Source organism: Paenibacillus tengchongensis, from assembly GCF_008973665.1.
Taxonomy (GTDB): Bacteria; Bacillota; Bacilli; order Paenibacillales; family Paenibacillaceae; genus Paenibacillus_AQ; species Paenibacillus_AQ tengchongensis.
This window is the reverse complement of the sequence record NZ_WACP01000004.1, coordinates 204,876-229,231: the sequence shown is the minus strand read 5'-3', so window position 1 is coordinate 229,231 and position 24,356 is coordinate 204,876. Positions and strand designations below refer to the sequence as shown.

22 protein-coding genes and 1 riboswitch are annotated in these 24,356 nt (G+C 55.1%); of the genes, 3 read left to right on the top strand and 19 right to left on the bottom strand.

Going from position 1 to position 24,356, the window contains the following annotated elements; genetic code table 11:
- Positions 1-97: 97 nt before the first annotated feature.
- The 19 genes from glpK to F1381_RS08660 form a co-directional block, all read right to left on the bottom strand.
- Positions 98-1,597 carry a glycerol kinase GlpK gene (glpK, locus tag F1381_RS08750; protein WP_151734444.1) on the bottom strand — a complete coding sequence of 500 codons (1,500 nt, stop codon included), beginning with the start codon at positions 1,595-1,597 and terminating at the stop codon, positions 98-100.
- Between the two features lie 107 nt (positions 1,598-1,704).
- The gene (locus F1381_RS08745) at positions 1,705-3,144 is read right to left on the bottom strand and encodes a HAMP domain-containing sensor histidine kinase (protein ID WP_151734443.1); all 1,440 of its coding nucleotides are present in this window, start codon (positions 3,142-3,144) and stop codon (positions 1,705-1,707) included.
- Positions 3,145-3,861 (bottom strand): response regulator transcription factor, encoded by a 717-nt coding sequence (locus tag F1381_RS08740; RefSeq protein ID WP_151734442.1) that lies wholly within the window; start codon positions 3,859-3,861, stop codon positions 3,145-3,147.
- Between the two features lie 508 nt (positions 3,862-4,369).
- Positions 4,370-4,897, bottom strand: coding sequence for a redoxin domain-containing protein (locus F1381_RS08735; RefSeq protein WP_151734441.1), 528 nt, complete (start codon positions 4,895-4,897; stop codon positions 4,370-4,372).
- A gap of 110 nt (positions 4,898-5,007) precedes the next feature.
- A complete protein-coding gene (locus tag F1381_RS08730) occupies positions 5,008-5,766 on the bottom strand; it encodes a pseudouridine synthase (protein WP_151734440.1) in 759 nt (252 codons plus the stop codon).
- 20 nt (positions 5,767-5,786) lie between these two features.
- Complete coding sequence (locus tag F1381_RS08725) at positions 5,787-6,131, bottom strand: N-acetylmuramoyl-L-alanine amidase (RefSeq protein WP_151734439.1); 345 nt, start codon at positions 6,129-6,131, stop codon at positions 5,787-5,789.
- 220 nt (positions 6,132-6,351) lie between these two features.
- Positions 6,352-7,530 (bottom strand): copper amine oxidase N-terminal domain-containing protein, encoded by a 1,179-nt coding sequence (locus F1381_RS08720; RefSeq protein WP_151734438.1) that lies wholly within the window; start codon positions 7,528-7,530, stop codon positions 6,352-6,354.
- Between the two features lie 125 nt (positions 7,531-7,655).
- Positions 7,656-8,189, bottom strand: coding sequence for a spore maturation protein (locus F1381_RS08715; protein ID WP_151734437.1), 534 nt, complete (start codon positions 8,187-8,189; stop codon positions 7,656-7,658).
- 7 nt (positions 8,190-8,196) lie between these two features.
- Positions 8,197-8,862 carry a nucleoside recognition domain-containing protein gene (locus tag F1381_RS08710; protein ID WP_151734436.1) on the bottom strand — a complete coding sequence of 222 codons (666 nt, stop codon included), beginning with the start codon at positions 8,860-8,862 and terminating at the stop codon, positions 8,197-8,199.
- A 44-nt stretch (positions 8,863-8,906) separates the two neighbouring features.
- The gene (locus tag F1381_RS08705; RefSeq protein WP_246187972.1) at positions 8,907-10,040 is read right to left on the bottom strand and encodes a D-alanyl-D-alanine carboxypeptidase family protein; all 1,134 of its coding nucleotides are present in this window, start codon (positions 10,038-10,040) and stop codon (positions 8,907-8,909) included.
- A 297-nt stretch (positions 10,041-10,337) separates the two neighbouring features.
- Positions 10,338-10,823, bottom strand: a complete 486-nt coding sequence (gene ytfJ, locus F1381_RS08700) for a GerW family sporulation protein (RefSeq protein ID WP_151734434.1) — start codon at positions 10,821-10,823, stop codon at positions 10,338-10,340.
- A 108-nt stretch (positions 10,824-10,931) separates the two neighbouring features.
- A complete protein-coding gene (locus F1381_RS08695) occupies positions 10,932-11,630 on the bottom strand; it encodes a DUF2953 domain-containing protein (RefSeq protein ID WP_151734433.1) in 699 nt (232 codons plus the stop codon).
- Positions 11,631-11,784: 154 nt separating this feature from the next.
- Positions 11,785-12,387, bottom strand: a complete 603-nt coding sequence (gene scpB / locus F1381_RS08690) for an SMC-Scp complex subunit ScpB (RefSeq protein ID WP_151734432.1) — start codon at positions 12,385-12,387, stop codon at positions 11,785-11,787.
- The gene (locus tag F1381_RS08685; protein ID WP_151734431.1) at positions 12,356-13,147 is read right to left on the bottom strand and encodes a segregation and condensation protein A; all 792 of its coding nucleotides are present in this window, start codon (positions 13,145-13,147) and stop codon (positions 12,356-12,358) included. The genes scpB and F1381_RS08685 overlap by 32 nt, the downstream gene beginning before the upstream one ends.
- A gap of 141 nt (positions 13,148-13,288) precedes the next feature.
- Positions 13,289-13,756, bottom strand: coding sequence for a 6,7-dimethyl-8-ribityllumazine synthase (gene ribH, locus F1381_RS08680; RefSeq protein ID WP_151734641.1), 468 nt, complete (start codon positions 13,754-13,756; stop codon positions 13,289-13,291).
- Between the two features lie 42 nt (positions 13,757-13,798).
- Positions 13,799-15,052, bottom strand: coding sequence for a bifunctional 3,4-dihydroxy-2-butanone-4-phosphate synthase/GTP cyclohydrolase II (locus tag F1381_RS08675; protein ID WP_151734430.1), 1,254 nt, complete (start codon positions 15,050-15,052; stop codon positions 13,799-13,801).
- Between the two features lie 62 nt (positions 15,053-15,114).
- Positions 15,115-15,783, bottom strand: a complete 669-nt coding sequence (locus F1381_RS08670) for a riboflavin synthase (protein WP_151734429.1) — start codon at positions 15,781-15,783, stop codon at positions 15,115-15,117.
- 39 nt (positions 15,784-15,822) lie between these two features.
- Complete coding sequence (gene ribD, locus F1381_RS08665; protein ID WP_151734428.1) at positions 15,823-16,932, bottom strand: bifunctional diaminohydroxyphosphoribosylaminopyrimidine deaminase/5-amino-6-(5-phosphoribosylamino)uracil reductase RibD; 1,110 nt, start codon at positions 16,930-16,932, stop codon at positions 15,823-15,825.
- A 236-nt stretch (positions 16,933-17,168) separates the two neighbouring features.
- Positions 17,169-17,340, bottom strand: a riboswitch (FMN riboswitch).
- Positions 17,341-17,957: 617 nt separating this feature from the next.
- A complete protein-coding gene (locus tag F1381_RS08660) occupies positions 17,958-21,539 on the bottom strand; it encodes an LPXTG cell wall anchor domain-containing protein (protein WP_187355255.1) in 3,582 nt (1,193 codons plus the stop codon).
- Positions 21,540-21,847: 308 nt separating this feature from the next.
- Here F1381_RS08660 and F1381_RS08655 point away from each other — a divergent pair, with 308 nt between their 5' ends.
- The 3 genes from F1381_RS08655 (at position 21,848) to F1381_RS08645 (ending at position 24,350) form a co-directional block, all read left to right on the top strand.
- Positions 21,848-22,582: a YwaF family protein gene (locus F1381_RS08655; protein WP_246187959.1), complete on the top strand. Its 735-nt coding sequence runs from the start codon at positions 21,848-21,850 to the stop codon at positions 22,580-22,582.
- Positions 22,583-22,612: 30 nt separating this feature from the next.
- A complete protein-coding gene (locus F1381_RS08650; RefSeq protein ID WP_151734426.1) occupies positions 22,613-23,422 on the top strand; it encodes a MerR family transcriptional regulator in 810 nt (269 codons plus the stop codon).
- A gap of 109 nt (positions 23,423-23,531) precedes the next feature.
- Entirely contained in the window at positions 23,532-24,350 is an 819-nt protein-coding gene (locus F1381_RS08645) for a CPBP family intramembrane glutamic endopeptidase (protein WP_151734425.1), read from the top strand.
- Positions 24,351-24,356: the final 6 nt, after the last annotated feature.

The window sequence follows — 24,356 nt, the reverse complement described above, 5'->3', positions numbered from 1 at the left end:
TCAGCTCCGGCAGCCTGCCGGAGTACGGCGTCAAACAACGGCGGAAGCATCGTTACGATGCCTCCGCCGTGCTGTCTGCCCGCGGATTCCTGCCGGATCAGAGCTGCTGTCCGCGCTCGTGTTTCTCCCAGCCCATGGTGCGCTCTACCGCATCCTTCCACACCGCATAGCGGTGTTCCCGTTCCTCCTCGCCCATCTCCGGAACGAATGATTTCTCTGCCTGGTTGATGTCCCTCAAATCCTCTCTGCTCCATAGACCTGCAGTGAGCCCGGCCAGCAGCGCGGCGCCCAGCGCCGTAGTCTCTGCATATGCGGTTCGCGTCACCTCACTACCGAGAATGTCTGCCTGAAACTGCATCAATAGATCATTGCGCACGGCACCGCCGTCCACGCGCAATTCTTTAAGAGGCATGCCCGCATCCTTCTCCATCGCGCCGATGACATCACGGGACTGGAACGCCAGCGATTCCAAGGTTGCCCGGGCCAGATGGCCGGCCGTTGTCCCCCGGGTCAGCCCGAACACCGCTCCGCGGGCATACATATCCCAGTAAGGCGCCCCCAGTCCGGTAAAGGCAGGAACCACCACAACGCCGTCACTGCCCGCCACCTCGCGCGCCTTAAGCTCCGATTCCGCCGGACTTCCGATCAAGCCGAGGCCTTCCTCCAGCCACTGGACTGCCGCTCCGGCTACGAATACGCTCCCCTCCAGCGCATAATACAGCTCCTCGCCCATTCCCCAGGCAATGGTTGTCAGCAGACCGTGGCTGGATGCCACCGCTTCGGTTCCGGTATTCATCAGGATAAAGCAGCCAGTTCCATACGTATTCTTGGCGCTGCCGGGCTCAAGGCAGGTATGTCCGAACAGAGCTGCCTGCTGGTCGCCGAGCACTGCACGAATCGGAATTTCCGCGCCGAACCACTGCGCGTCCGCCACACCGAAGTCTCCGCCGGACATGCGCACATCCGGCAGCATGCAGCGGGGGATATTCAGCTCACGGATCATTTCCTCATCCCATCTGTGCTCGTACAGGTTGTACAGCATCGTACGGCAAGCGTTGGTTACATCCGTAGCGTGAACCTTACCCCCGGTCAGCTTCCAGATCAGCCAGCTGTCAACCGTCCCGGCCAGCAGCTCGCCTTGCTCCGCCCGCTGCCGCGCACCCGGAACATGATCCAGCATCCAGGCCAGCTTCGTTGCCGAGAAATAAGCATCGACAACCAGCCCCGTTCTGGCTGCAATCTCCTTGCCCCATCCTTTGCGCTTCAGCTCTTCGCAATGCTCCGCCGTCCGCCGGTCCTGCCAGACGATGGCGGGATAGATCGGCTCCCCGCTCGCACGGTCCCAGATCAGCGCCGTTTCCCGCTGATTGGTGATCCCGATGGCCGTGATCTTCCCGGCCGGGATACCGCTGCCGCCTACCGCATCCCGGGCTGCGGCCAGCTGGCTCTGCCAGATTTGCTCCGGATCATGCTCCACCCATCCGGGCCGGGGAAAGGATTGCCTGATTTCGTATTGACCCTGTGCAAGAATCCGGGCTTCGGAATCGAACAGGATGGCCCGCGAACTGGTGGTGCCTTGGTCCAAAGATAGAATCATAATGACGTCCTCCCAGATAGATGTTCCACGGTAAACAAGATTAATGTGGTCCTTTCAACAAAAAGCACCTCTGCTCTCAGAGGCGCTGTCAATCCTTGAAATCTGTTTTACTGCTTTTCGACAGGAAGCCGCAGGATGAACGTCGTTCCTTCTCCAAGCTTGCTGGTTGCCGAAATCTGACCGTGATGCGCTTCGACGATATTCTTGACAATCGCCAGACCGAGACCGGTTCCACCGGACTCACCGCGCACCCGGGCCTTGTCCGCCTTGTAGAAGCGTTCGAAGATGAACGGGAGATCCTCCGGCGCGATACCGGCTCCTTCATCACAGATCCGGATCTCCAAGTAACGGCGGCCTTCCAACACAGCCGAGCCCGTGACAATGGAGATCTGTCTGTCCGCAGCGGTGTGGCGGAATGCGTTATCAAGCAGATTGGTCAACACCTGCTCCAGTTTGTCGGCATCCGCAGCCTTTAACACCAGCGGGCCGACGGAGATATCCAGCTTAAGTGCAATATCCCGCTCCTTGGCACGCACGGAGAACTTGCGGTACATGCGCTCCAACAGCTCGCCCATATCAACCTGCGCCTGCTTCATATCCGTATGACCAGCTTCCATACGGGCCAGATCGAGCAAATCCTTCACCAGACGGCCCATGCGCAGCGACTCGTCATGAATTACTTGCACCAGTTCCGCACTCTCTTCCGGAGAAGAGGCCATCCCGTCAAGAAGTGCTTCGCTGTAGCCCTGCATCATCGAGAGCGGCGTACGAATCTCGTGCGAGACGTTGGCGACGAAGTCTGTCCGCATCTTCTCCAGCCGCACCTCTTCGGTTACATCACGCAGCACCGCTACAGCGCCGCGGATACTGTTCTCGGCCACCAGCGGCGCCATGTGCACTGACCAGACTCCTTGCCGCACATGGACATTCGAACGCTGGTCCCCGCCTTGGTTGAGCGTGCTGAAGAAGAGCGGCCGCAGCGGCGGCGGTACCTCGCTGGCGGCCTGTCCCTGCGGCAGCAGTTCCGCTTCGCCGGTGTCCTCCAGCGAAATGTCGCTCCACGCTTCAAGCAGGCTCTGCCCATGCGGATTCGTCAGGATGATGCGGCCGGCGGTATCAAATGTGATGACGGCGTCGCTCATGCTGCGTAGCACGCTGGAGAGATGCGCTTTTTCATGGTTCAGGCTGCGGATATTTTCCTCCAGCTGGACAGCCATATGATTAAAGGTGGTAGCCAGCTGGCCAATCTCATCGCTGGTCTTCAGAGTCAGTCTTGTTCCGTACTCACCCCTGCGGATATTGTTGGCCGCTTCAATAAGGCGCTGCATAGGCTGGGTAATTTTGGTGATCAGAAACAGCGCAAAGAACGTCGTTAATGAAAATCCGATCATACAAGCATACAGAAATAAACGTTTGATTTCCCCGGAATTGGCAAAATTGCTGTCGATAAAAGGGAGCAGGAACAGCCCGACCGTCATGATCACCACGGCAACGAGGCAGAAGATCGTTAGCCACAGCTTGCCGACAAGACTTCTCCAGAAGTTCACCTATTTAGGCACCTCAAGCTTGTAGCCTACGCCCCAGACTGTAGTAATCATCGACGCCGATTCCGGTGAAACCTTGTTCAGCTTCTCGCGCAGCCGTTTGACATGGGTGTCGACCGTACGCAGATCGCCGAAGAACTCGTAATTCCACACATCCTTAAGCAGCTCTTCACGGGAGAACACCTTGTCAGGAGATATCGCCAGATAATGCAGCAGCTCGTATTCCTTCGGCGTCAGACTCACCTCTTGTCCGCCGGCAGTTACACGGTGGGCGTCGTGCTCAATTACGAGATGCGGGAATACGATATTGTTGCTGGAATTGCTCTCCTTGGACAAAAAGGCCGTGGCCGATGACCGGCGCAGAATGGCCTTGACCCGGTAAATGACCTCCCGGGGGCTGAACGGTTTGACGACATAATCGTCGGCGCCCATTTCGAAGCCCTGTACACGGTTAATTTCCTCGCCTTTGGCCGTCAACATCAGCACAGGTGTGGATTTGACCCCCCGCAGCCGGGTAAGCACCTCAATGCCGTCGATGCCAGGCAGCATCACATCCAGGAGAATAAGGCCGTAATCATTGGCCGTTGCTTTGCGCAGAGCGATTTCGCCGTCTTCCGCTTCGTCGATTTCGTAGCCTTCTTTTTCAAGATACATCTTCAGCAGGCGGCGAATGCGTTCCTCGTCATCCACCACAAGAATTCTGTTCAAATGCTCTGCCATCACACAACAACCCCTTCATCAAATACAGTAGAACGTTACCCAAATATCATGTGCCGCGTAAAAAATTCAATAACCAGTCCGTTCCCGCATTAGAATGAAGTCCGGCGATGACCTAATTAACACGGGATAGGGTAAACTTTACGGCAAGAAGCCGAGTTCGGCATACCATGTGCACATGGCGCCAGATTCCCTAGGCATAATCGCCTATATGACTTTCATTGAGGTTATTCTTGCCTATACCGCCCTTGTACCCGATGAACAACTTATGGCTCAAGAAGCGAATATGCCGGTAAGGGCATTCTCCTTGCGGAATCGACGAAATCCGTCCTGTTTCGCCATGGTAAGTTGCCACATCCGGCCAATTTTTATAACTCACTTTCCCTATTGTACTATCTTCCCGCCCGGGGCTGTCAACGGTTTCGTTGGCTGCGGAGCCCATAATACATATATACCCGGCAACGGCAAACGTAAAAAAGGCATCGCAAATCAACCGGCCGGCAGGTACTGATCAATCTCCCAGCAGTTCCCTGATCTGTGCATCAAGCATAATCCGATCAAGCTGGCCGATATGAATGTTCTCCACTTTGCCCTTTTTATTAATGAAGAAAGTCGTGGGCAGCGGCGATACACCATAGCTTCCGGCTGCATTCCGCCCCTGATCCAGCAGAACAGGAAAATCGATGCCGACCTGTTTCACGAAGTCCCCCACTGTAACCTGGTCTTCGCCCACATTCACACCGACAACGACCACTCCGTGTTCCCGGTATTTCTCCCAGCCGGCCTGGAGCACAGGCATTTCTTTGACACAGGGCGCACACCATGAGCCCCAAAAGTTGAGCACCACAACCTGATTCTTGTATTCCTCCAGCGAATGCGGCTTACCGTCCAAGCCGGATAGCCTGAGATCAGGAGCCTTGGCGCCTTCCCGCGCCGTACCGCCGCCACCCCCAAAAGCCGAGGAAGCGATTGCATATCCTCCGAGCATAAGGAGCAGAACCAGAATAATCACTTGTATCGGCTTGTGTGCTGTGCTCAACAGAAATCCCCCTTCTGTGACACACTTCATTACAAAAGTTTTTAGGTGTGAACATCCTATGAACATTATAACGAATTGGGCCACAGATGTAGGGGGAATAAATGTGAACATTATGTGTCTTTACGTGTTTGATTAGCCTTGAGCAGTCCGGCCTTGGCGGTCTGGCGCAGATGGTTAATTTCATCCTTGGTCAGATGGCGGAAGCTGCCGCGCTTCAGGTTCTGCAGCAGAATATCCCCGAAGGAAATGCGCTTCAGCCGGGTAACCGGGTGATTGATCGCTTCGAACATCCGGCGTACCTGACGGTTGCGCCCCTCATGGATCGTTATGCTGATCACGGACTCCTTGCCGTCCACATCAACATCCTTATATTCGACTTCGGCAGGAGCGGTCATTCCGTCCTCCAGCTTAATGCCGGCCTTCAGCTTGTCCAGCGAAGTGCCGTGCGGCACGCCCTTGACCGTAGCCAGATACGTCTTAGGCACATGATGCTTCGGATGCGTGAGCAGATTGGCGAATTCGCCGTCATTGGTCAGCAGCAGCAGCCCTTCCGTATCATAATCCAACCGGCCGATAGGGTATACCCGCTCGTTGATTCCTTTAAGATAGTCCGTCACCACTTTGCGGCCCTTAGGATCAGATGCGCTGGTGATCACACCTTTAGGCTTATTAAACATCAGATAGATTTTATTCTCGCTCCGGATCGGTTTACCGGATACTTTGATGATATCCTGTTCGGGATCCACCTTTGTACCGAGCTCGGTCACGGTCTCACCGTTGACTTCCACCTTACCGGCCAAAATCAGTTCTTCGCATTTGCGTCTGGACGCTATACCCGCCTGCGCCAGCACCTTTTGTAATCTTTCCATTGTCGACTAGTCACCTCAGACTAATGATAACCATCAGCGGGATAAATCACAAGCTCATTCCATGGAAAATAAGCTCCGGGACAAGAATCATCATGCGCTTCCACCAGCAGCGGCGATATCCGGTAACGGGCGGACAGCTCCAGGATCAGCTTGCCTGCGGCAAACAGCTGCCCACTGCAACCTCTAGGGTCCGTTAGCGGGCCTGCCATACCGTAATCTCCTTCCAGACAGATATGAATATGCTCCGGATCGGTCAAGAGCGGTGCGGCATAGATGGCCCCGTCCTTGGCAACCCAGAAATCAAAGCCCTTGCCGTTGATCGAGGTGCAGCGGGAATGATGCAGAATAAAGCCCTTATAGTCCAACCTTATCGGCCTCCTCCGTGTTGCTGAAATAGCATATGATGGAGGGAAGTTCCGGGTGCCAGGAAGGACTTGGATTCTGCCGATTGGATTAACGCAAGACCTCCGTAATAAAAAAAAAATCCCCGTCAGACACAGACAGCAGTTTACGGCTGGTGCGCATTGACGGGGAAGCTTTAAGTTAGCGGCTGATGGCCGCGGTGCCTATTGTTTTGCCTGAAAATTATAAGTTCTCACTGCTGATCAGGTAACTGACGCCGATCTTCCAGGAGCCGTCCGCCGCCTTGTCAAACATCATCACGGATGAAGCGCGGTTATTCTGGAACTCCGGTCCCTTCAGCTTCTTGGTGGTCTGGACCACATATACGGCAATGCGGCTGTCCGTATAATCAATGATTTTGGCGGATTCCAGCGTGAAGGCCAAATCGTACGTCTGAAAGAGCTGGCTGAGTATTTGCTTATTTTGCTCATATTCCGCAGTCCCCGGCGTTAGGGCCGACAGCAGTCCGTCAATATTCTCCTCATTGGAGTTCTTATGATTGAGCTCCAGTTCGGCCATAACCGCCTTTTCGGTTTCCTTCGGCACAGAAGGCGAGGCATTCAGCACCTTCTCCGGCACACTGTACTTCACGGCGTTGATCTGGACACCGCTGATCTTCCATACGTTAGCGTTATCTGCTTTAACGACTGTATAATAGTACTCGGTCAAACTGTCCGGCATGAACAGGCCTCCCAGACGTGTTGTCGTCTCCACAGTCCGCACAACAGCCTCTTTCTGCTCTACGCTGACGATATCCAGTTGTTCGAGCTTTACGCTGAGATCATATTGCTCCATTTGCGCCTCGATACTTTCCCCTGCGGCGGCAAGCGTTGAGGCTGGGTCCAGCAGGCCCATCAAACCGGTATAGTTCTCTTTATTGGAATACTCCACATATTGTTCAAACAGCTTGGTAATGCCTGAGGTGTCCACAGCAGGCTTCGAGGTTACCGAAATCAGCGAAGCTTTGGGATTCCAGCCTACCTCCACCCCGGCGGCTTCGCCGACAAAGCGGAGCGGCACGTAAGCTGCACCGCGGATCATTTGGGGAGCGACGGCCAGTTTCTTGGTCTGCCCGTTGACTACGGCTGTATTCTTGCCGATCTGCAGCTGAATAGAGAACCCTTCCTTGGTGCCGGTGATCTGACCGGTTGCCGGATTCCAGCCGATCTTCAGCCCGAGAGCTTCAAACAGCGGACGCAGCGGAACGAGCATCGTGTTATTTTGCCGGACAGGATTGTACCCTTTCAGATCAATCTTCTGCTGGTCGATTTGCACGGTAATCGGCTTGTCCGCTGCAGAAGCGGGCAGGGCCAGCGTAGCGGACAGGATCAAAGTAGCGATAAAAGCGGGCAGTATTCTCATTTATGCGTTCTCCTTTGAACGGTTATGTATAGTCTTATCCATTTTATCGGGGATTCCGTATCACAACGATATCCAATAGTGCCTATTTACCCGGACCCGTTGATATGGTAAGATATAACGTTCAATTATCCGAATACCAACATACACACAATGATAGCCGCAATAAACCCGACCACATCCGAGAAGAGGCCTACTTTTAGCGCGTACCGTCCATTGCGGATACCTACTGCGCCAAAATAGACGGTCAACACGTACAGCGTTGTATCTGTGCTGCCCTGGATCGTTGACGCAATCATCCCGATCAGGGAGTCCGGGCCGTGGACACGGATAAGATCAGTAGTGTAGGCCAGCGAGCCGGTGCCGGTCAGCGGGCGGAGCAGGCCCAGCGGCAGCACCTCCGCCGGCACGCCGAACCGCTCCAGCAGCGGAGCGATCAGCCCCATCAGGAAGTCAAGCGCCCCCGAGGCACGGAAGACGCTGATGGCGACCAGCATGCCGACCAGATGCGGAATCACGGCAATGGCCGTCCCGAAGCCGTCTTTGGCTCCGCCGACAAAGGAGTCGTATACGGGAACCTTCCGGTAATAGGCATAGAGCGGGATCAAGGTTATCATCACCGGGATCGCCCAGGCGGAGATCAGGCTAATGAGCTCTAACACGGAAGACTCACCCTTTCACTGAAGAATGCGGAACCGCAGGACCTCCGCCGCCGGCGCTGCCTGTCCGCACGGCGGGCGGCTTCGGCGGCCTGCGCAGCAGCGTCAGCCTGCGGTAGAAACGGTCTGCGGCGATGGCCGCCAAGGTCGCCACCGCCGTCGCCGCCAGCGTCGTTCCCACGATGCCGGCAGGCTCCGCCGAGCCGTAATTCAGCCGGACGGCGATCAATGTGGCCGGAATCAGCGTGATACTGGCAGTATTCAGTGCCAGCAGCGTACACATCGCGGGAGTCGCAGTCTCCTTGTCGGGATTCAGCGTTTGCAGCTCCTGCATGGCCTTGATGCCCATCGGGGTGGCCGCATTGCCAAGTCCGAGCAGATTGGCGCTCATATTGGACAGAATATAGCCGATAGCCGGGTGACCCTTCGGAACATCAGGAAACAGGAACGAGACTACCGGGCCGAGCGCTTTGGCGATCAGCTTCATCAGTCCGGCATCCTCTGCTACCCGCATCATCCCCATCCAGAAGACGAGGACGCTGATCAACCCGAAGCTGACCGTCACCCCGTTTTTTGCCCCGTCGAACACTGCCGCCGTAAATTCATCCATCCGCCCGTTGACTGCGGCGAACACAAAGCCGATCAGAATCATGCCCAGCCAGATCCCATTGATCATTGAAGCTCCTCCCCTTTTGCCTCCGTCCTGCAGAATTCAGGACGTCAGTTGCTCTCCTGCCCCATCCGGAAAAGCGCCCGCAGTGCGCTGCCAAGCGCTTGCAGCCAATTATCCGCAGGATATGGCACAGCTCTGGTATCGCTGTATTTCTTCATATAAGCCGACTGCTCCGGCGGCAAATATTGCGGATCATACAACGGGATCCGGCCGATGGCCTCCCCGCCAAGCTCGACAATCAGCGCGCCCTTCAGCCCGAAGCTGACAGGCGCTTCTGCCCGGACTTGATCCTCCAGCACGAGTCTTGTCTTCAGGTGTGCCTCTTCCCCCTGTCCCAAGGGATACGCGAAGCTTTTGCCCGTTACAAGCGGGTAGCCCTGAATATCTTCCCCGCGCTGCACCAGGCTCTTGAGCGGGTAGTGGTTGAATCCGTAATCTAGCAGCGCGGCATGGTCGTTCCAGTCGTTGCCGTCGTTCAGCGTAACCGCCACCAGCTGCTGGCCGTTCCGGGTCGCCGAGCTGACCAGGCAGCGCAGCGCTTTTTTGGTATAGCCGGTCTTCACTCCGTCCGCACCCTCATACAGGCGCAGCATCTTATTCTTGTTTGCCCATTTGTAGTCCCACTTCTCATAGGGGTTGTCGGCGGTCTTCACCTCAGTGGCGACGATCTCCTTGAACACCGGATTATGCATGGCATAGGCAGTCAGCACGGCAAGATCATTGGCACTGGAATAATGACCCTCAGCATCCAGACCATGCGGATTGGCAAAATGCGAGTTCTTTAGCCCAAGCTCCTCCGCCTTGGCGTTCATCAAGTATACGAACCCCTGCTCCGAACCGCCGACATGCTCGGCAATCGCCGTCGCAGCATCGTTTCCCGAGCGCAGCATCAGTCCGTAGAGCATATCCTCCAGCGACATTTCTTCACCCAATTGCAAATACAGTGATGAGCCTTCCTTGGCGTAAGCGTTCTTGCCTACTTTAACTTTAGAGGTTAAATCACCGTTCTCGATCGCCACCAGAGCAGTCATTATTTTGGTGAGGCTGGCGATCAGCATCGGCTCGTCTCCGCGGCTGCTGTACAGCAGCCTGCCCGACTCGACATCAATCAGTGCGGCGGCTCTGGCATGGGTGCTGATGGAGCTGTTCTCCGCCCTTACAGCGGCCTGTGGTATAAGCATCGTCAGCAGCAAGGCCACGGCCAGCATCATTATCGGTTTCATCGTAACTGTGTTCATGTTCATCCTCCGGCTCTTTATCGGTTCTTGGATTTCACCTGGAAAGCCTGCCCCGAAATCCAACCTCGTGTTGTACAAGTGTATGCGGCAGGGCCCCAAGGTATGTCCACTCCCGCATCTGCCCGTCTGCACAAATAAAAAGGGACACCGCCTGTTCCAGACGATCCCCCTGTATATCTGCCATCTTATTCATTGACCATGTCTGAAGCCGTGACTTCCATCCCTGGTAATCTGAATGGCTTAATGTGTGGATGGATTGGTGCTTGCATGCTGATTCTGCGGTACGGGTTTCACCGGCGTGTGGACAACCTCCGCGCCTACTGGCGTGCCGTTCGGAAACATCGTCTGGATTTTGTCGAGCAGATTCGGTACAGAGTCAATCATCTTCTCGAACAGATGGGTCTGGTTATCCAGCGGCACAATATGAACCCCTTCCCGGCCGACGACCAGAAAAGCGATCGGACGGATCGATACCCCACCGCCGCTGCCGCCGCCGAAGGGCAGCATCTTGACGCCGGCGCTGCTCCCGTTCACACCCGGCGCATCGTCCTCCACCCGGAAATCACTGCCGCCGGCCGCGAAGCCGAAGGCCACCTTGCTGATCGGCAGAATGACGCTGCCGTCCGGTGTCTCAACAGGATCACCTACAATCGTATTTACATCTACCATGCCCTTAATATTTTCCATCGCGGTCTGCATCAGACCTTGAATCGGATGATCGCTCATGCTCATTCTCCTCCTATGGCTTGTGCTAATTATTCCTGCGCTTTCTGTATTATGCACAGCAGGAGAATGGAGTATGTATGAGAGCATCGCGGAGCGAATACCGCAGCGTTATCCGGCTTCGTCCCGTTGCCTGCGGATTAGCGCAATCCACTGCCTTAATCCGCCCTTTACCTTAAGCACGCGTATCCCAAGCCGAAATCCGGCATACAGCGCATACGACAGCGGAAGCTTCCCCTTCCCTTCCAGCACGGTCGAGAACTGCAGCTCATCCTGAAATACCGGTACGACGAACAGGCGTGGCTGCCGCTGCAGCCGTACCTGCCCCGACAGCCAGCCGGCGGCAGTCCATTTCATCCCCCACAGCGCTCCCGCCGCAGCCGCGGTATAAGCGGCATCCCCCAGCGAGAAATCGGTCGACCAGTCCAGCTGTGAGATCCGTACGTGCGACAGCGTTTCTTTAAGCCATTTCCGCAGCCCCTTGGTGGCACGCAGGGCCAGCTTGAAATCATCCAGCCAACGGGTTACTGTTCCTTTGTCAATATGCCCATCCTTATCGGGCTGCTCCTTGAGCGGGCCGGTTCCGGTTTCCTCCAGTTTGACCTTCACCCCTTCCTGCAGATTCTTGAACACCAGCGTCGGGACCTCATAATGGATTTTGACCGATCCGAATAAAGCCCGGATGTCGAATTCGATCCGGTCATCCTTGCCCTGTCGGCACAGGCGGAAATGAAAATGAATGAAAGAACTTAAAATCAGTACGATGACGATCAGCAGCAAAGCCAGCGGTACAATAAGCCATAGACTCACGGATTAACCTCCACGCAGCAAGGTAATGGGAAACTTTCTTGGATTAGTATGGCATTGCGGGCTGGAAAAAATTCGGCATACCGCGCGGCACAACAAAAAAACCGCTATCCGGTGAGGAACAGCGGTTCATAGTGCTCATAATTAGGGCTGCGCGCTATTGCGGATCGACATCGTCGAAGGTCATCTGGCTGTCCAGCTTGCTGAACAGCAGCTGAGTCTCCTCCTCCAGATTATCAGTGATATCCGAAGCCGACGGCTCCGGCAGCTCCCTCAGGCTGGCCAGCCCGAAGCTGTCCAGGAAGGTCTTGGTCGTCCCGTACAGAATAGGCCGTCCCACCGCTTCGGCGCGGCCGACCTCCACGATCAGGTCCTTATTCACCAGCGTATGTAGCGCCCGTTCAGATTTCACACCTCGGATTTCCTCGATCTCTACGCGGGTAATCGGCTGACGGTAGGCGATGATGGCCAGCGTCTCCAGCGCAGCCTGCGACAAGGAGGCGCGGGCCGGCGAATACGCCAGCCGTTCGAAATACGGCGCATGCTCGGGCAGCGTGGCCAGCCGGTAATTCCCGGCGATCTGCACCACCTGCAGGCCGCGGCCCGAAGACGCGAACTCCTCCTTCAATTCCTCCAGCGCCCGCTCGGCGAGCTCTGTCCGCTGTTCCGTAATTTCGGCGATCTGGCGGGCGGAGAGTCCTTCATCCCCCGACAGAAACAGCAGCCCCTCAATAATCGATTTCAACATTTTGTAGTCCACTGAAGTCATCTCCCCCTCTCCATTCCATCACGATGTCGTCAAACAATTTCTCCTGGTAGCATACGATCGCCTTCATCTTCATCAGTTCCAGAATGGCGAGGAAGGTCGTCACGATTTCGTGGCGGGCCATTTCATCATGCAGCAGCGAAGAGAAGGGGAGCCTGCCGCCCTTGCCTCTCTTCATTAATGCATCGGAAACCTCCCGGATGCGGTCCTTGACGGAAATTTCATCCCGGGTGATCCGCTGGTAAGAAGTCCGCCTCGCCGCCTTGCTCAGCGCTTTGCGGAACGCCGCGATCAGGTCGGAAGTATGCAGACCCTTCAGCGTGTTGTCCAGCTCAGCCGGCACAAACGGACCGAGATCCTCCGGCTCCTTGGTGAAGATCAGACTGCGCTCACTTTCCATATCCAGCAGCTGCACGGCGATGCTCTTGATCTTGCGGTATTCGATCAGCCGCTGTACCAGCTCGGCCCGCGGGTCATAGTCCTCATCCTCATAGAATTCAAAATCCTCAAACTCGATGACCGGCGGCTTCGGCAGCAGCATCTTGCTCTTGATCGACAGCAGTGTAGCCGCCATGACCAGAAATTCACTGGTCACTTCCAGCTCAAGCTCCTGCATGTTCTGCAGGTACTCCATGTACTGTTCGGTAATCTCGCTGACCGGAATGTCCTGGATGTCAATTTCCGCTTTATCTATTAAGTGCAAGAGCAGATCGAGCGGTCCTTCGAACGTCTCCAGCTTGTACAGTACAGTCACGAGGGTGCCTCCCAATAAAAAAATGAAAGTGCAGCGCCGCTAAGAGAAGGGACGCTACACAAGCAGAAAGAGTGCTTATAATCCATGCTTTCTTCTATATTTATAATAAGCATGAGAGTAGGTATTTCGTCAAGGACTTCCTTATTTGAACAGCTTGTTCAGGTTCGCCATCTCGATGGCGGCGGTGGCGGCATCCCAGCCCTTGTTGCCCGCTTTGGTTCCGGACCGTTCAATGGCCTGCTCAATGTTCTCGGTCGTTACAACACCGAAGATCGTCGGCACGCCGGTCTTCAGATTGATCTGGGCCACGCCCTTGGCCACTTCGTTGCACACATAATCGTAATGGGTTGTCGATCCGCGGATGACGGTGCCCAGCGCGATCACTGCGTCGTACTTGCCGCTTTCGGCCATCTTCTGGCAGATCAGCGGAATTTCGAATACGCCGGGAACCCAGGCTACATCCACTTCATCGTCGGCTACGCCGTGGCGCTTGAAGGCATCGAGCGCGCCGGACAGCAGCTTGCTCGTAATAAATTCATTGAAACGGCCGACCACGACACCATATTTCAGACCTTCGGAGACTAAATGACCTTCAAAATAATTCGGCATGTTCATTCAACAACCTTTCATTATATAAAGTATAGGATAGGGTTAACGCTTGGAATCTTCGTTCTGCTCAATAGTATCAAACTTCAGCATATGGCCCAGCTTGGCCTGCTTCGTATGCAGATAATTCATGTTGTCCTTGTTCTCCGGCATCTGGATCGGCACACGCTCCACCACTTCCAGGCCGTAGCCCTCCAGCCCTTTGATCTTCCGCGGGTTGTTGGTCAGGAGACGGATTTGGCTCACGCCGAGATCCTTGAGAATCTGGGCACCGATGCCATAATCGCGCAGGTCGGCGGGGAAGCCCAGCTTCAGGTTGGCATCCACGGTATCCAGCCCTTCTTCCTGCAGCTTGTAGGCTCGCAGCTTGTTGATCAGCCCGATGCCCCGGCCCTCCTGGCGCATGTAGAGCAGTACGCCGCGTCCGGCTTCCTCAATCTGGCGCAGCGCCGCTTCAAACTGCGGGCCGCAATCGCAGCGGTGGGAGTGAAACACATCGCCGGTCAGGCATTCGGAATGGACACGGACCAGTACCGGTTCGTCGCCGGAGATATCGCCCTTCACCAGCGCGACATGTTCCTTATCGTCCACTTCGTTGGTGTAGGCCACCGTCTGAAATACGCCGAAATCAGTCGGCAGATTAACCGACACTTCCCGGTGAACCAGATGCTCCTTCTCGTTGCGGTAATGAATCAGATCCTTGATGCTGATCAGCTTAAGGTCATGCTTCTGCGCAATTTCGATCAGATCCGGCAGACGGGCCATCGTGCCGTCCGCCTTGACCACCTCACAGATGACGCCGGCCGGATAGGCGCCGCACATGCGGGCCAGATCAACCGCCGCTTCCGTGTGGCCGGAGCGGCGCAGCACGCCGCCCTTCTTGGCGATCAGCGGGAACATGTGGCCCGGCCGGCGGAAATCGGACGCCTTGGCAGCCGGGTCCATAATCGCTTTAATCGTCATGGAACGCTCGCCGGCGGAGATGCCTGTGGTGGTATCTTTGTGGTCAATCGACACGGTAAACGCAGTGCCGTGGTTATCGGTGTTCTGAGCCACCATCGGCTGCAGGTCCAGCTCCTCCGCCCGTTCAGGCGTAATCGGCAGACAGACCAGGCCACGTCCTTCCGTAATCATGAAATTGATGACTTCCGGTGTGGCACGTTCTGCCAGAGCCACGAAGTCGCCTTCATTCTCGCGGTCCTCATCGTCGACCACGATAATGACCTTGCCGCGCATTAAATCATAAATCGCATCCTCTATCCGGTCGAGAACGCTGCCTTGTCCTTGTTGCTTACTCATGGTACTTCCTCCTGTCGGCCCGGCCACCGCTTGCCGCAGCTGCGGCGATGCCAGATCTTAGTTTATACGAACCCGTTTGCCGCCAGAAACTCGTGGCTGATCCGTGAGCTCTGCGCTTCCTCTTCTTCGCCCGCTCCCCTGCTGTAGTGCAGAAGATGATCCACATATTTGCCGAGCACATCGCATTCAATATTGACGCTGTCGCCCGGGCGTTTATGGTTCAGTACCGTTTCTCCGAGTGTATGCGGAATAATCGAAACGGTAAAAGACGAAGCGGCCGTATTCACAACGGTCAGGCTGATGCCGTCAATGGAGATCGAGCCCTTGGGAATGATAAATTTGAACAGCGATTTGCGGTCAGGCGCAATTTCGAATACCACGGCGTTCTGATCACGCTTCAGGGAACGGATCTCGGCGGTGCCGTCGACATGCCCCTGGACGATATGCCCGCCAAACCGTCCGCCGGCGGCCATGGCCCGTTCCAGGTTCATGCGGCTGCCGGTCCGCAGCTCTTTCAGAGTGCTGTTGCGGTACGTCTGCGGCATCACATCGACTGTAAAGGAATGATCCCCAATCGAGGTGGCTGTCAGGCAGACTCCGTTGACGGCGACGCTGTCGCCGATCTTCAGATCGCTCATGATGACAGAGGCGCCGATATTCAGCACCATCATCTCGCCGCTGCCGGTGACGCCCCGCAGAACGCCTACCTCCTCAACCAATCCGGTGAACATAGAATCCCTCCTGTCCTTTGGTGAACATATTCATCCGGCCTATGATCCTAAATATACCGGCTTCCCGGTCATGTACACATTATCCCCTAGCACTTCCGCTTCCAATCCCTCCAGCATGATTGCCTCGCGCATCAGCTCCACTCCGGGGAAGTCAAAGGTTCCCGGCGCCTCCGCGCCTCCGCCGACAATCTTCGGAGCGAAGAACAGCGTCACCCGGTCCACATGCCTGCCTTCCAGCATCGCCCCGTTTAATGTTCCGCCGCCTTCGAGCAGAATCGAGCCGATCTCCAGCTCGCCGAGCCGTACCATGGCCTGATCCAGATTGACGCGCGGTCCGGCGCCGCAGGTTTCAACCTGCACGCCTGCTGCACTCAGCGCCTCCTTCTTCGCAGGATCAGCAGCCTCCGTAGTGATGACCAGCGTCTGGGCCAGGCCGTCCGTCACAACTGCAGCATCCAGCGGTATGCGCAGGCTTGAATCGATAATGATCCGTACGGGACTGAGTGCCGGCACTTCCAGCCGGGTGGTCAGCGAAGGGTTGTCGGCAATCACCGTATTGACCCCGACCATAATCCCCTGATGACGGTGCCGCAAGGTATGGACCAACTGGCGCGACTGGGCATTCGAGATCCATTTACTGTCGCCGGTGCGCGTCGCCAGCTTACCGTCCAGCGTACTGGCGCTCTTCAAGGTGACAAACGGGCGTTTGGTCAAAATATACTTGATGAACTTCTCGTTCAGCCGGAGCGCCCGTTCGCGCAGCAGGCCGACTTCAACCTCGATGCCCTGTTCGCGCAGCATGGCCACGCCCCTGCCGGCCACCTGCGGGTTCGGGTCTTCACAGGCCACGACCACCCGCTTCACGCCTTCATCGATCAGACGCTGGCTGCAGGGAGGCGTCTTGCCATAATGGCTGCAGGGCTCCAGCGTAACATAGGCGGTGGCGCCCTGCGCTTTCCCTGCTGCCATGTTGAGCGCATGCACCTCGGCGTGTCCACTGCCGCGCTGCAGATGCGTGCCGAGGCCGATCATTACGCCATCCTTAACGACGACACAGCCGACGACGGGATTGATCCCCGTCTGGCCCTGCGCCCGCTCGGCCATATCCAGCGCCAGCGACATATAAAACTCATCGTTCATTGCATCCACGTAATCTGCCTCCATTCCTGCCGTCATTTCTGCTGCAATCACTGTTTAACTGTCAAACCCAAAAACCCGCCCCAGTCTCCGGACGGAGCCTCAGGGCGGGTTATACGAGAGGTTAAGGGTAATCCAAACAGACCTGTACAGCAACAACACAATCCAATAGATTGTGAAAGTTGGCACATATTTGCCGGACGTACCTTTCTTTCGGCAACATCAGCCGCAGGGGCCAAAGTCGCCGTTCTCTCCTTCTTCCATCCAGACTATACTGTCGGTCCCGGATTTGCACCAGGTCCACCGCTTACGGCTTCAGCGCCATAAGACGGGTCGCGGACTGATCGCTGTCATGGGCCGCATGCCCGTGAGGAGCGAATCACCGCCGGTAGGGAATTGCACCCTGCCCCGAAGGATCACTGTATTAAATTAGCGTCATAACAAGTTTTGCCTACAACAAAATTATCACTTCATTGCCGGAAATGCAAGTGCGTTTCCAAAAGTTACTTTATTTTTGTAACTTAAGAACCATACACAACCGTAATTCAAAAGTTAGCCGACACAACTATACGGTAGGCTGAGTCCGGTTAATGCCCGACAGTGTGGAACGGATACTTCTCACCCACCGGATGTTGGGAGGAGGTTCAGAATAGCTTGCTCGCGAAAAACGGACCGTACGGGCGCTATTTAGCCAAAATCCATGGACTATACGCCCTATCGGTCCCAGATGACGTTATTTCTGCTGAAATGGTGTAATTATTCGCCATCCCAGCTCAATAGGGTCCCTGGTGTGCGTTACGCAGTCCATTGCACGCAAATACAAAAAATAACGTCATCCCGGTCCGTTATTGATGGCGGACAGCAAAGGTTTCTCATCATGTAGACGCCATTGTTCAGCGTAATCAAAAAACAGGTTCCCCGTGAGGTAGTCATTGCAGACACATTCAGGAGCAGCAGCGCATTTATTTCGTCCAAAGCATAGCACGAGCAGAAAAAAGCACCCGGCTCTAAATGTCCGGGTGCTTCCAGCCGATCGGCTATTCCTGCTTGCGGCTGCGTCTGTACACTCTGCTGAGGATGACCCCGGCCAGGATCAGTCCGAGACCGGTCAGGTAGATCGGCAGCGGGCTGCTTTCACCGGTCTGTGGCAGTGTACCCTCAGGATCGCTGACGGTGCCCTGCGGTACTTCGTCATCCACGATGATCTCATCCGGTGTACCGCCGCCTTGCGGTACTTCGTCGTCGATGATCGTCTCATCCGGCGTTCCGCCGCCTGTCACCGGCGGTGTCGGCGAGACGGCTGGCGTGGTAACTCCGCCTGCCGGCACGTCGTCGTCATCGATGGTTATGCCCGGAACTGTCGGGACGCCCGGTGTAGGCGCCGCTGTCGTCCCCGGCACACCTGTCGTGGCCGTTGGTGTAAGCGTGGCCGGCGGTGCGACGGTTGCCGGCGGGTTCGTCGCCGCTGGCGGCGCCGATGCTTCCGGCGACGCTGTCGCCGTTGGCGGTGTTGTCGCCGTCGGCGGCGTGGTCGCCGTCGGCGGCGTGGTCGCCGTTGGCGGCGTGGTCGCCGTCGGCGGCGTGGTCGCCGTTGGCGGTGTTGTCGCCGTCGGCGGCGTGGTCGCCGTTGGTGGTGTTGTCGCCGTCGGCGTTGCGGTCGCCGTAGGCGCAACTGCGGTGTTGTACACCGCCAGATTCACGGTGGCCGATGAGCCGATGGATACCGGATATTCCGCTGTATCACGGACATATCCAGCCGGGGCGGCCGTCTCGATCAGGACGTAGCTGCCCAGCCACAGATTCCGGAAGACGGCGCTGCCGGCGTTGTCCGTGGTCAGGGTGTTGACCAGCACCCGCTCCGCCCCGTTCAGGCGGTACAGCTCGAAGACCGCTCCGGCCAGCGCCGTGGTCCGGTCCGCCGCATCGAGCTTGACGACATTCAAGCTTCCTCTGACACCGCTGCCGGTGCCTGAGCCGCTCGATACGCCGACAATGACTTCTTTGGTCGTATCCTTTTGCACCAGCACCTCATTATTGCCGCTGAAGGATGCGGTATTGACCAGTTTATCCCCTGTATTCGCATTGATCAGGGATTGATATTCCAGAATATAAGCAGAATCGATATCGTGCAGGAAGCTTAATTCAAAGCTCTGCTTGCCGTCATTGTCTGAGAGCACCCGCAGTGTATAATCGGTATCCTTGACCAGCTCCGGTGCGCTCTTGGCAATTGTACCATCAGCTGCTACGGTTGTCGGATACAGATGGAACGATTCCGGCAGCAGAAGCTGGTTATTGCTTGGCGTGTCGATAATCTTCGCAGCCTTAACATGCGACTGCGAGCGGTTGATCGTCAGGCTCCAGCTTACTCTGTCGCCGCTTTGCAGACCATCCTTCACCACATACTCGCCGCCGTAAGGGATCGTTACCGAGGCGCGCAGCTCCTTGGACACCGGCTTCGTTCCATCCAGCAGGCGGGCGGTGTTCTTCACCTCCGGGCCGATGAGTCTGCCGTCCAGGCTGGTCTTGAATTCGATCACGTACGGCTCTTGTATCCCCGCTGCGAATTCAACCTTCAGTTCATTTCCGGTTACGGCATAGCTGTAAGCTGTTTCGCCCAGTACAGTGCCCCGGGAATAGCTGCCGTTTGGCTCCACCTTCAGATTGTATACCTTCAGCGAACCGGGAACCAGACTCTGGCCGGCAGTAAGGGTGTCGGTTACCACCGGATCAGCTACAGTTTTGGCGTTATAGTTAACACCGACATTCCATGTGATCTCTTTGCCGGCAGCATTATAGCTGCCGTTCTTGAATCCGTTGTTCTTGGATTCGGCCCGTGGAATGAAGATTCCTTCGGCAGATGCCTCCCGATCCGCGCCCTCCAGGTCTACCCACTCGACACGGGCCAAATTTTTGAAGTCCTCCGTTTGGGTTACAATCCAGTCATTGTTGAAGTAGGTTGTGTAAGAGATGACAAAGGTGCCGGTAATCGGTGACTTGAATTTCACCTTAAAGCTGGCATTGGGTTGAACCGGCGCTGCATAATCCAGGGTATACGCAGAGTCCGCCAGCACCGCTCCGCTGCCGCTCTTGACGACCACCGATTCCGGAATAAGCTTCTGGCCGCCTTCCGGGAAGCCGTCGGTTACCACTACTTCGTCCATAGGCTGGCTGTCGCCGTTAATGGTGACTTTCCAATCGGTTGTCTGATTCTTATAATTCACACCGGATAAGGTCTTGTAAATAATGGCCGGGCGGAGCAGCCGCTCTGCCTTGGCAGTATAGATGCTGTCCGTAACCGTATTCGTAACAGTAGTGTTCTGATAGACACGTCCCGCAGCCTTCGTCTTGTATTCAATCTGGTAAGGTGAAGTTACGTCACGGTTAAAAGATAGCACGAAGCCCTTCCGGTTCTCCCTCGTGATCTCACTGACTGTATAATCGGTCCCCGGGGTCAGTGCTGCGCCCTTGGTCACCTTGCCGGCAGCATCAAGTGTTACCGGGTATACGGCAAGCGAGTCCGGAACCAGGCTTACCGAATCATTGAACAAGTCGGTCAGTACCGCATACTGCTGCGGAACCTCTCCGTTATTAAAGTTATACTCAATGATCCAGGGGATAATCTGGTTGCCCCATTGATATTCGCCGGCATATTTGTTCAGGCTGGGCCCGCGTTTGATCTCGACTGTCGCAGAAGCGCTGGCCGGGTCACGGCCGTCACCTGTCAGCGTTGCCGTATTGGTATAGCTGCTGTCATTGCCTGTGATACCCGTAGTATAAGCAATCCGGTATGCGCCGCTAATGACCGGCTCCGTGAAGCGGACCACCAGTGCCCCGCCGGCAATCTCGGCCGTATATTGCCCCGGGTCAACCGGCCCGCCTTGCACCGCGGTTCCATCCAGGCCTACACTCAGATTGTATACGGCAACAGTAGCCGTGGCCGGCAGAGACAAGCCCGCAGGAACCGGGTCTGTTACAGTTGCACCGGAGATACGCTCCAGCTTCTTGTTGATATCGACCGTCCAGTGGATTTCCCTGGCATTGAAGCCGCCGGAAACCCCGGATTTCTCAATGGCTGAGCCGGTCTGCGGCTGGAAATGAACCACAATGGTCTCCGCCCCCCCGTTGACCGGGAACACAATCGGCACGGTGATGCTGCCGCCGATTACCGTTTTGTCAAACTGCGTGTTGATCCGTAGCGTGCCGTGGACATTGTCATGGCTTTCTATGTAGCCGCTAAAGGTCAAGGTCACCTGGTGGGTCGAGCGGTTTACGCTGAACTCGCCCACATCGCCGTCATCCGACACCAAAGCACCGCTAATGTCATTGAACAATTGGAATTGCTCAGGGAGCTGGAAGGTAAAGGTGTCACCGCCGCTGTAACCGTGTCCGCTCGGCAGTGCCCAAGTATAATCCAGCGTTACCGTGGAGTCGATGTCATACACCGCTCCGGTAACCGTCTGCCCGTCAGGTCCGTATACGGCCATCGAGACGCTTGTGATGATATCCCGCTCGTCTTCGATCCCTGCCGCTGTGACCTGAGGCGGCTGTCCGATGCCGGATACAACCTGCAGGATCAGCATCAGGAGCACAACCGCCAAACTTATTCTTTTCTTCGCCATTCCCCGGAATCCCCCATTCCTGATTTGATATTCAAGCGAAGAACACGGGAAACAAATCATTGCAGTTTTTCATTAAGCGCACACACGAAACGCACACATGGAGGGAGTCCCGCCGTCAGCTGCCGATATGTATGTATTCGAGGTTTCCGTGCCCAGATATGTGTAAAAGCTGCAATTCTTCCTTTCCCGGTCAGCTTGAGCATTATATACTTATATCACCTACCCGTAAGACTTTAGAATCAGAGAACCCGGAAATTTGGATATTTTATTTTCAGATTACTACTGGACATTCCCATACAAGAGAGGCTGTGAGTCCCATCCCTCTGTTTGACCGGCACCGTGAAGCTGATTTTGCCATGTTCTCCCCGTCCCACTGGATCACTCTGGCCGTTATCGCCGGAGTATGCTTTCTGCTTTATACAATGCGTCATCCTCTGGCTGCGTCCCCTTCCCGCCGGCGGAACTTCCGCATTCTGCTGGCCGTATTGCTGCTGCTCTGCGAAGCAGGCCTGCATGTCTGGTATCTCTCCCAGAGCATCTGGAAAGCCTCTTCCTCGCTGCCGCTGGAGCTGTGCGGAATTACGCTGCTGCTGTCCGCCGTCATGCTGCTGACCCGCAGCCGCCTGCTATACTCTTTCCTGTATTTTGCCGGGATCGGGGGAGCATGGATCGCGCTGCTGACGCCGAATCTGGTCTACCCTTTTCCGCATGTCCGCTTCCTGCTCTTCTTCATCGCCCATGGCGCGATTATCTGGGCTTCGCTGTATATGACCTGGGTCGAAGGCTTCCGCCCGTCCTGGAGGTCCATAGCTTTTACCATGCTCATCCTGAATCTTATAGCTGTGCTGGTGTACGGGGCGAATCTGCTGCTCGGGTCCAATTACATGTTCCTGATGCATAAACCGGGCACCGCCTCCGTGCTGGACTTCTTCGGACCGTATCCGTATTATCTGTTGGCGGAAGAGGGATTCGCGCTGCTGATTTTTGTGCTGATGTACGGCTGCTTTTTCGCGTTGCCGGGGGTTATGCGAAGAGAACGATGAATCATTATCATAAACGGAGGTTCTTCTAAAGTGGAGAGAAATACATTTCAAACAAGAGAATTAGCAGATATTTTAGGAATGTCGAGGGATACACTGCGGTATTTTGAAGAACAAAACATTGTACAGCCAAATCATAACGAACAAAACAATTACCGGCAATATGATAATTATGATATTTATACTCTGATGGTGGCCGATTTCTATAAGAAAAGGAATTTGACGCTGAAGGAGGTCAGAAAACTGCAGGCTGGCAGTGAAATAAGCGAATTGGAAAGTTTGCTGGAAACAAAGGCCGTGCAAGTGGAAGATAATATTCAGCAGCAGCACTCCCTGCTTCAATTGATCCGGGAAACCAAAGCCTTCTGCGGGACATTACATGAGCATTTAAACCGGTACTCCATACAGAAATTTCCTGCCTACAAAATATTGGGTGAGTTTTCCGGTTTTCAATCCTTTTCCGAATATCCGCGGATATTGGAGAAGATCGACATAAGGACCGAAGACATTCTCAGCAGTATTTTAAGAAGGTTCACTTTTGACAAGAACGGGCTGCTCGATTCTAACATGTTAATTGTTCAAAAGCAGAAATCCGGGGAAGAAGATCGGAGCAATGACATGATTCAATACTCCAACTGCATTTATACCATTGCCGAAGATGGCAGAACGCAGGATGGAAATCACAATCTGGAAGAACCTATTTTTCATGCTTCGCTGAAGTGGGGCAAGGCACAGGGATATAGTCCTGCAGGAGTTGCTTTTGTCAAGACTCGCCTCGTGACCTATTCCGATCATCAGGAACGTGTCTTCCTGGAGATTTTTATCCCGGTAGAAAAAGGTTAACGGCTGTCCGGGCATTGACCCGGGGGTAATCCCATAGTTTATATTTTATAACCAGTGAACAATTCCGGGAATTGTGCATTGGTTTTTTTATTTGCGGGAGGCGAGTTGGATGTTTGTAATGATCAGAAGGTTTGTTGGTTCGAGTTATGTGTTGTTTTATATCTTCCTGCTCCTCATCGGCGCAGCTACGTTATTTCTCAAATCCCCTTTATTACAGACCCTGCTCATTGTGCTGTCCTCATGGTCTTCCACCATCGTTCTGATCGTGATGTTCCGCAGGATTTATCCGCAGAGGAATTTATGGAGCTTTATCAAAAGCCGGTTTAGCGGAAAAATCAGCGGTTCAGCATTAGGGGGAGTTGTGCTGCTCCAGCTTTTGATTCTGGCGGGAAGTTTATGGATAACGAGTGCCGTGTGGGATGTGCCGGTCGATAAGCAAGTGGCGTTTTCTTGGCTCAATCTTCTTCTTTTATTCGGCTATAACCTCATCCAAGGTCCCTTAGGAGAAGAACTGGGATGGAGAGGATTTGTACTAAATGAGTTGCAAAAAAAGCTTAGTCCATTAAAATCAGCCGTTGTGGTCGGTCTGGTCTGGGGATTATGGCATGCACCGTTATGGTTGATGTCAGGTTATACGGGGTATCAGCTGTTGCAGTATGTCATAAGCTTTCTTGCCGGCATTCTGGCTGTGTCTGTCATTATTACTGCATTTTACAATAGGAGTCGTAATCTGATCATCCCGATTATCATCCATCAGCTTTTCAATTTTAATATTGCTGTTCAAACGGGAGATGTGCTGCGGAAGCTTACACTAACAGCAGTGCTGTATCTGTTCGCCGCAGTAATTCTAGTTGCCGTGAATCCAGAAATGTGCCGGCAGCCGAACAATAAAACCCCCGGACGGATTTCTCCGCCGGGGGCACTGTAATTCAAG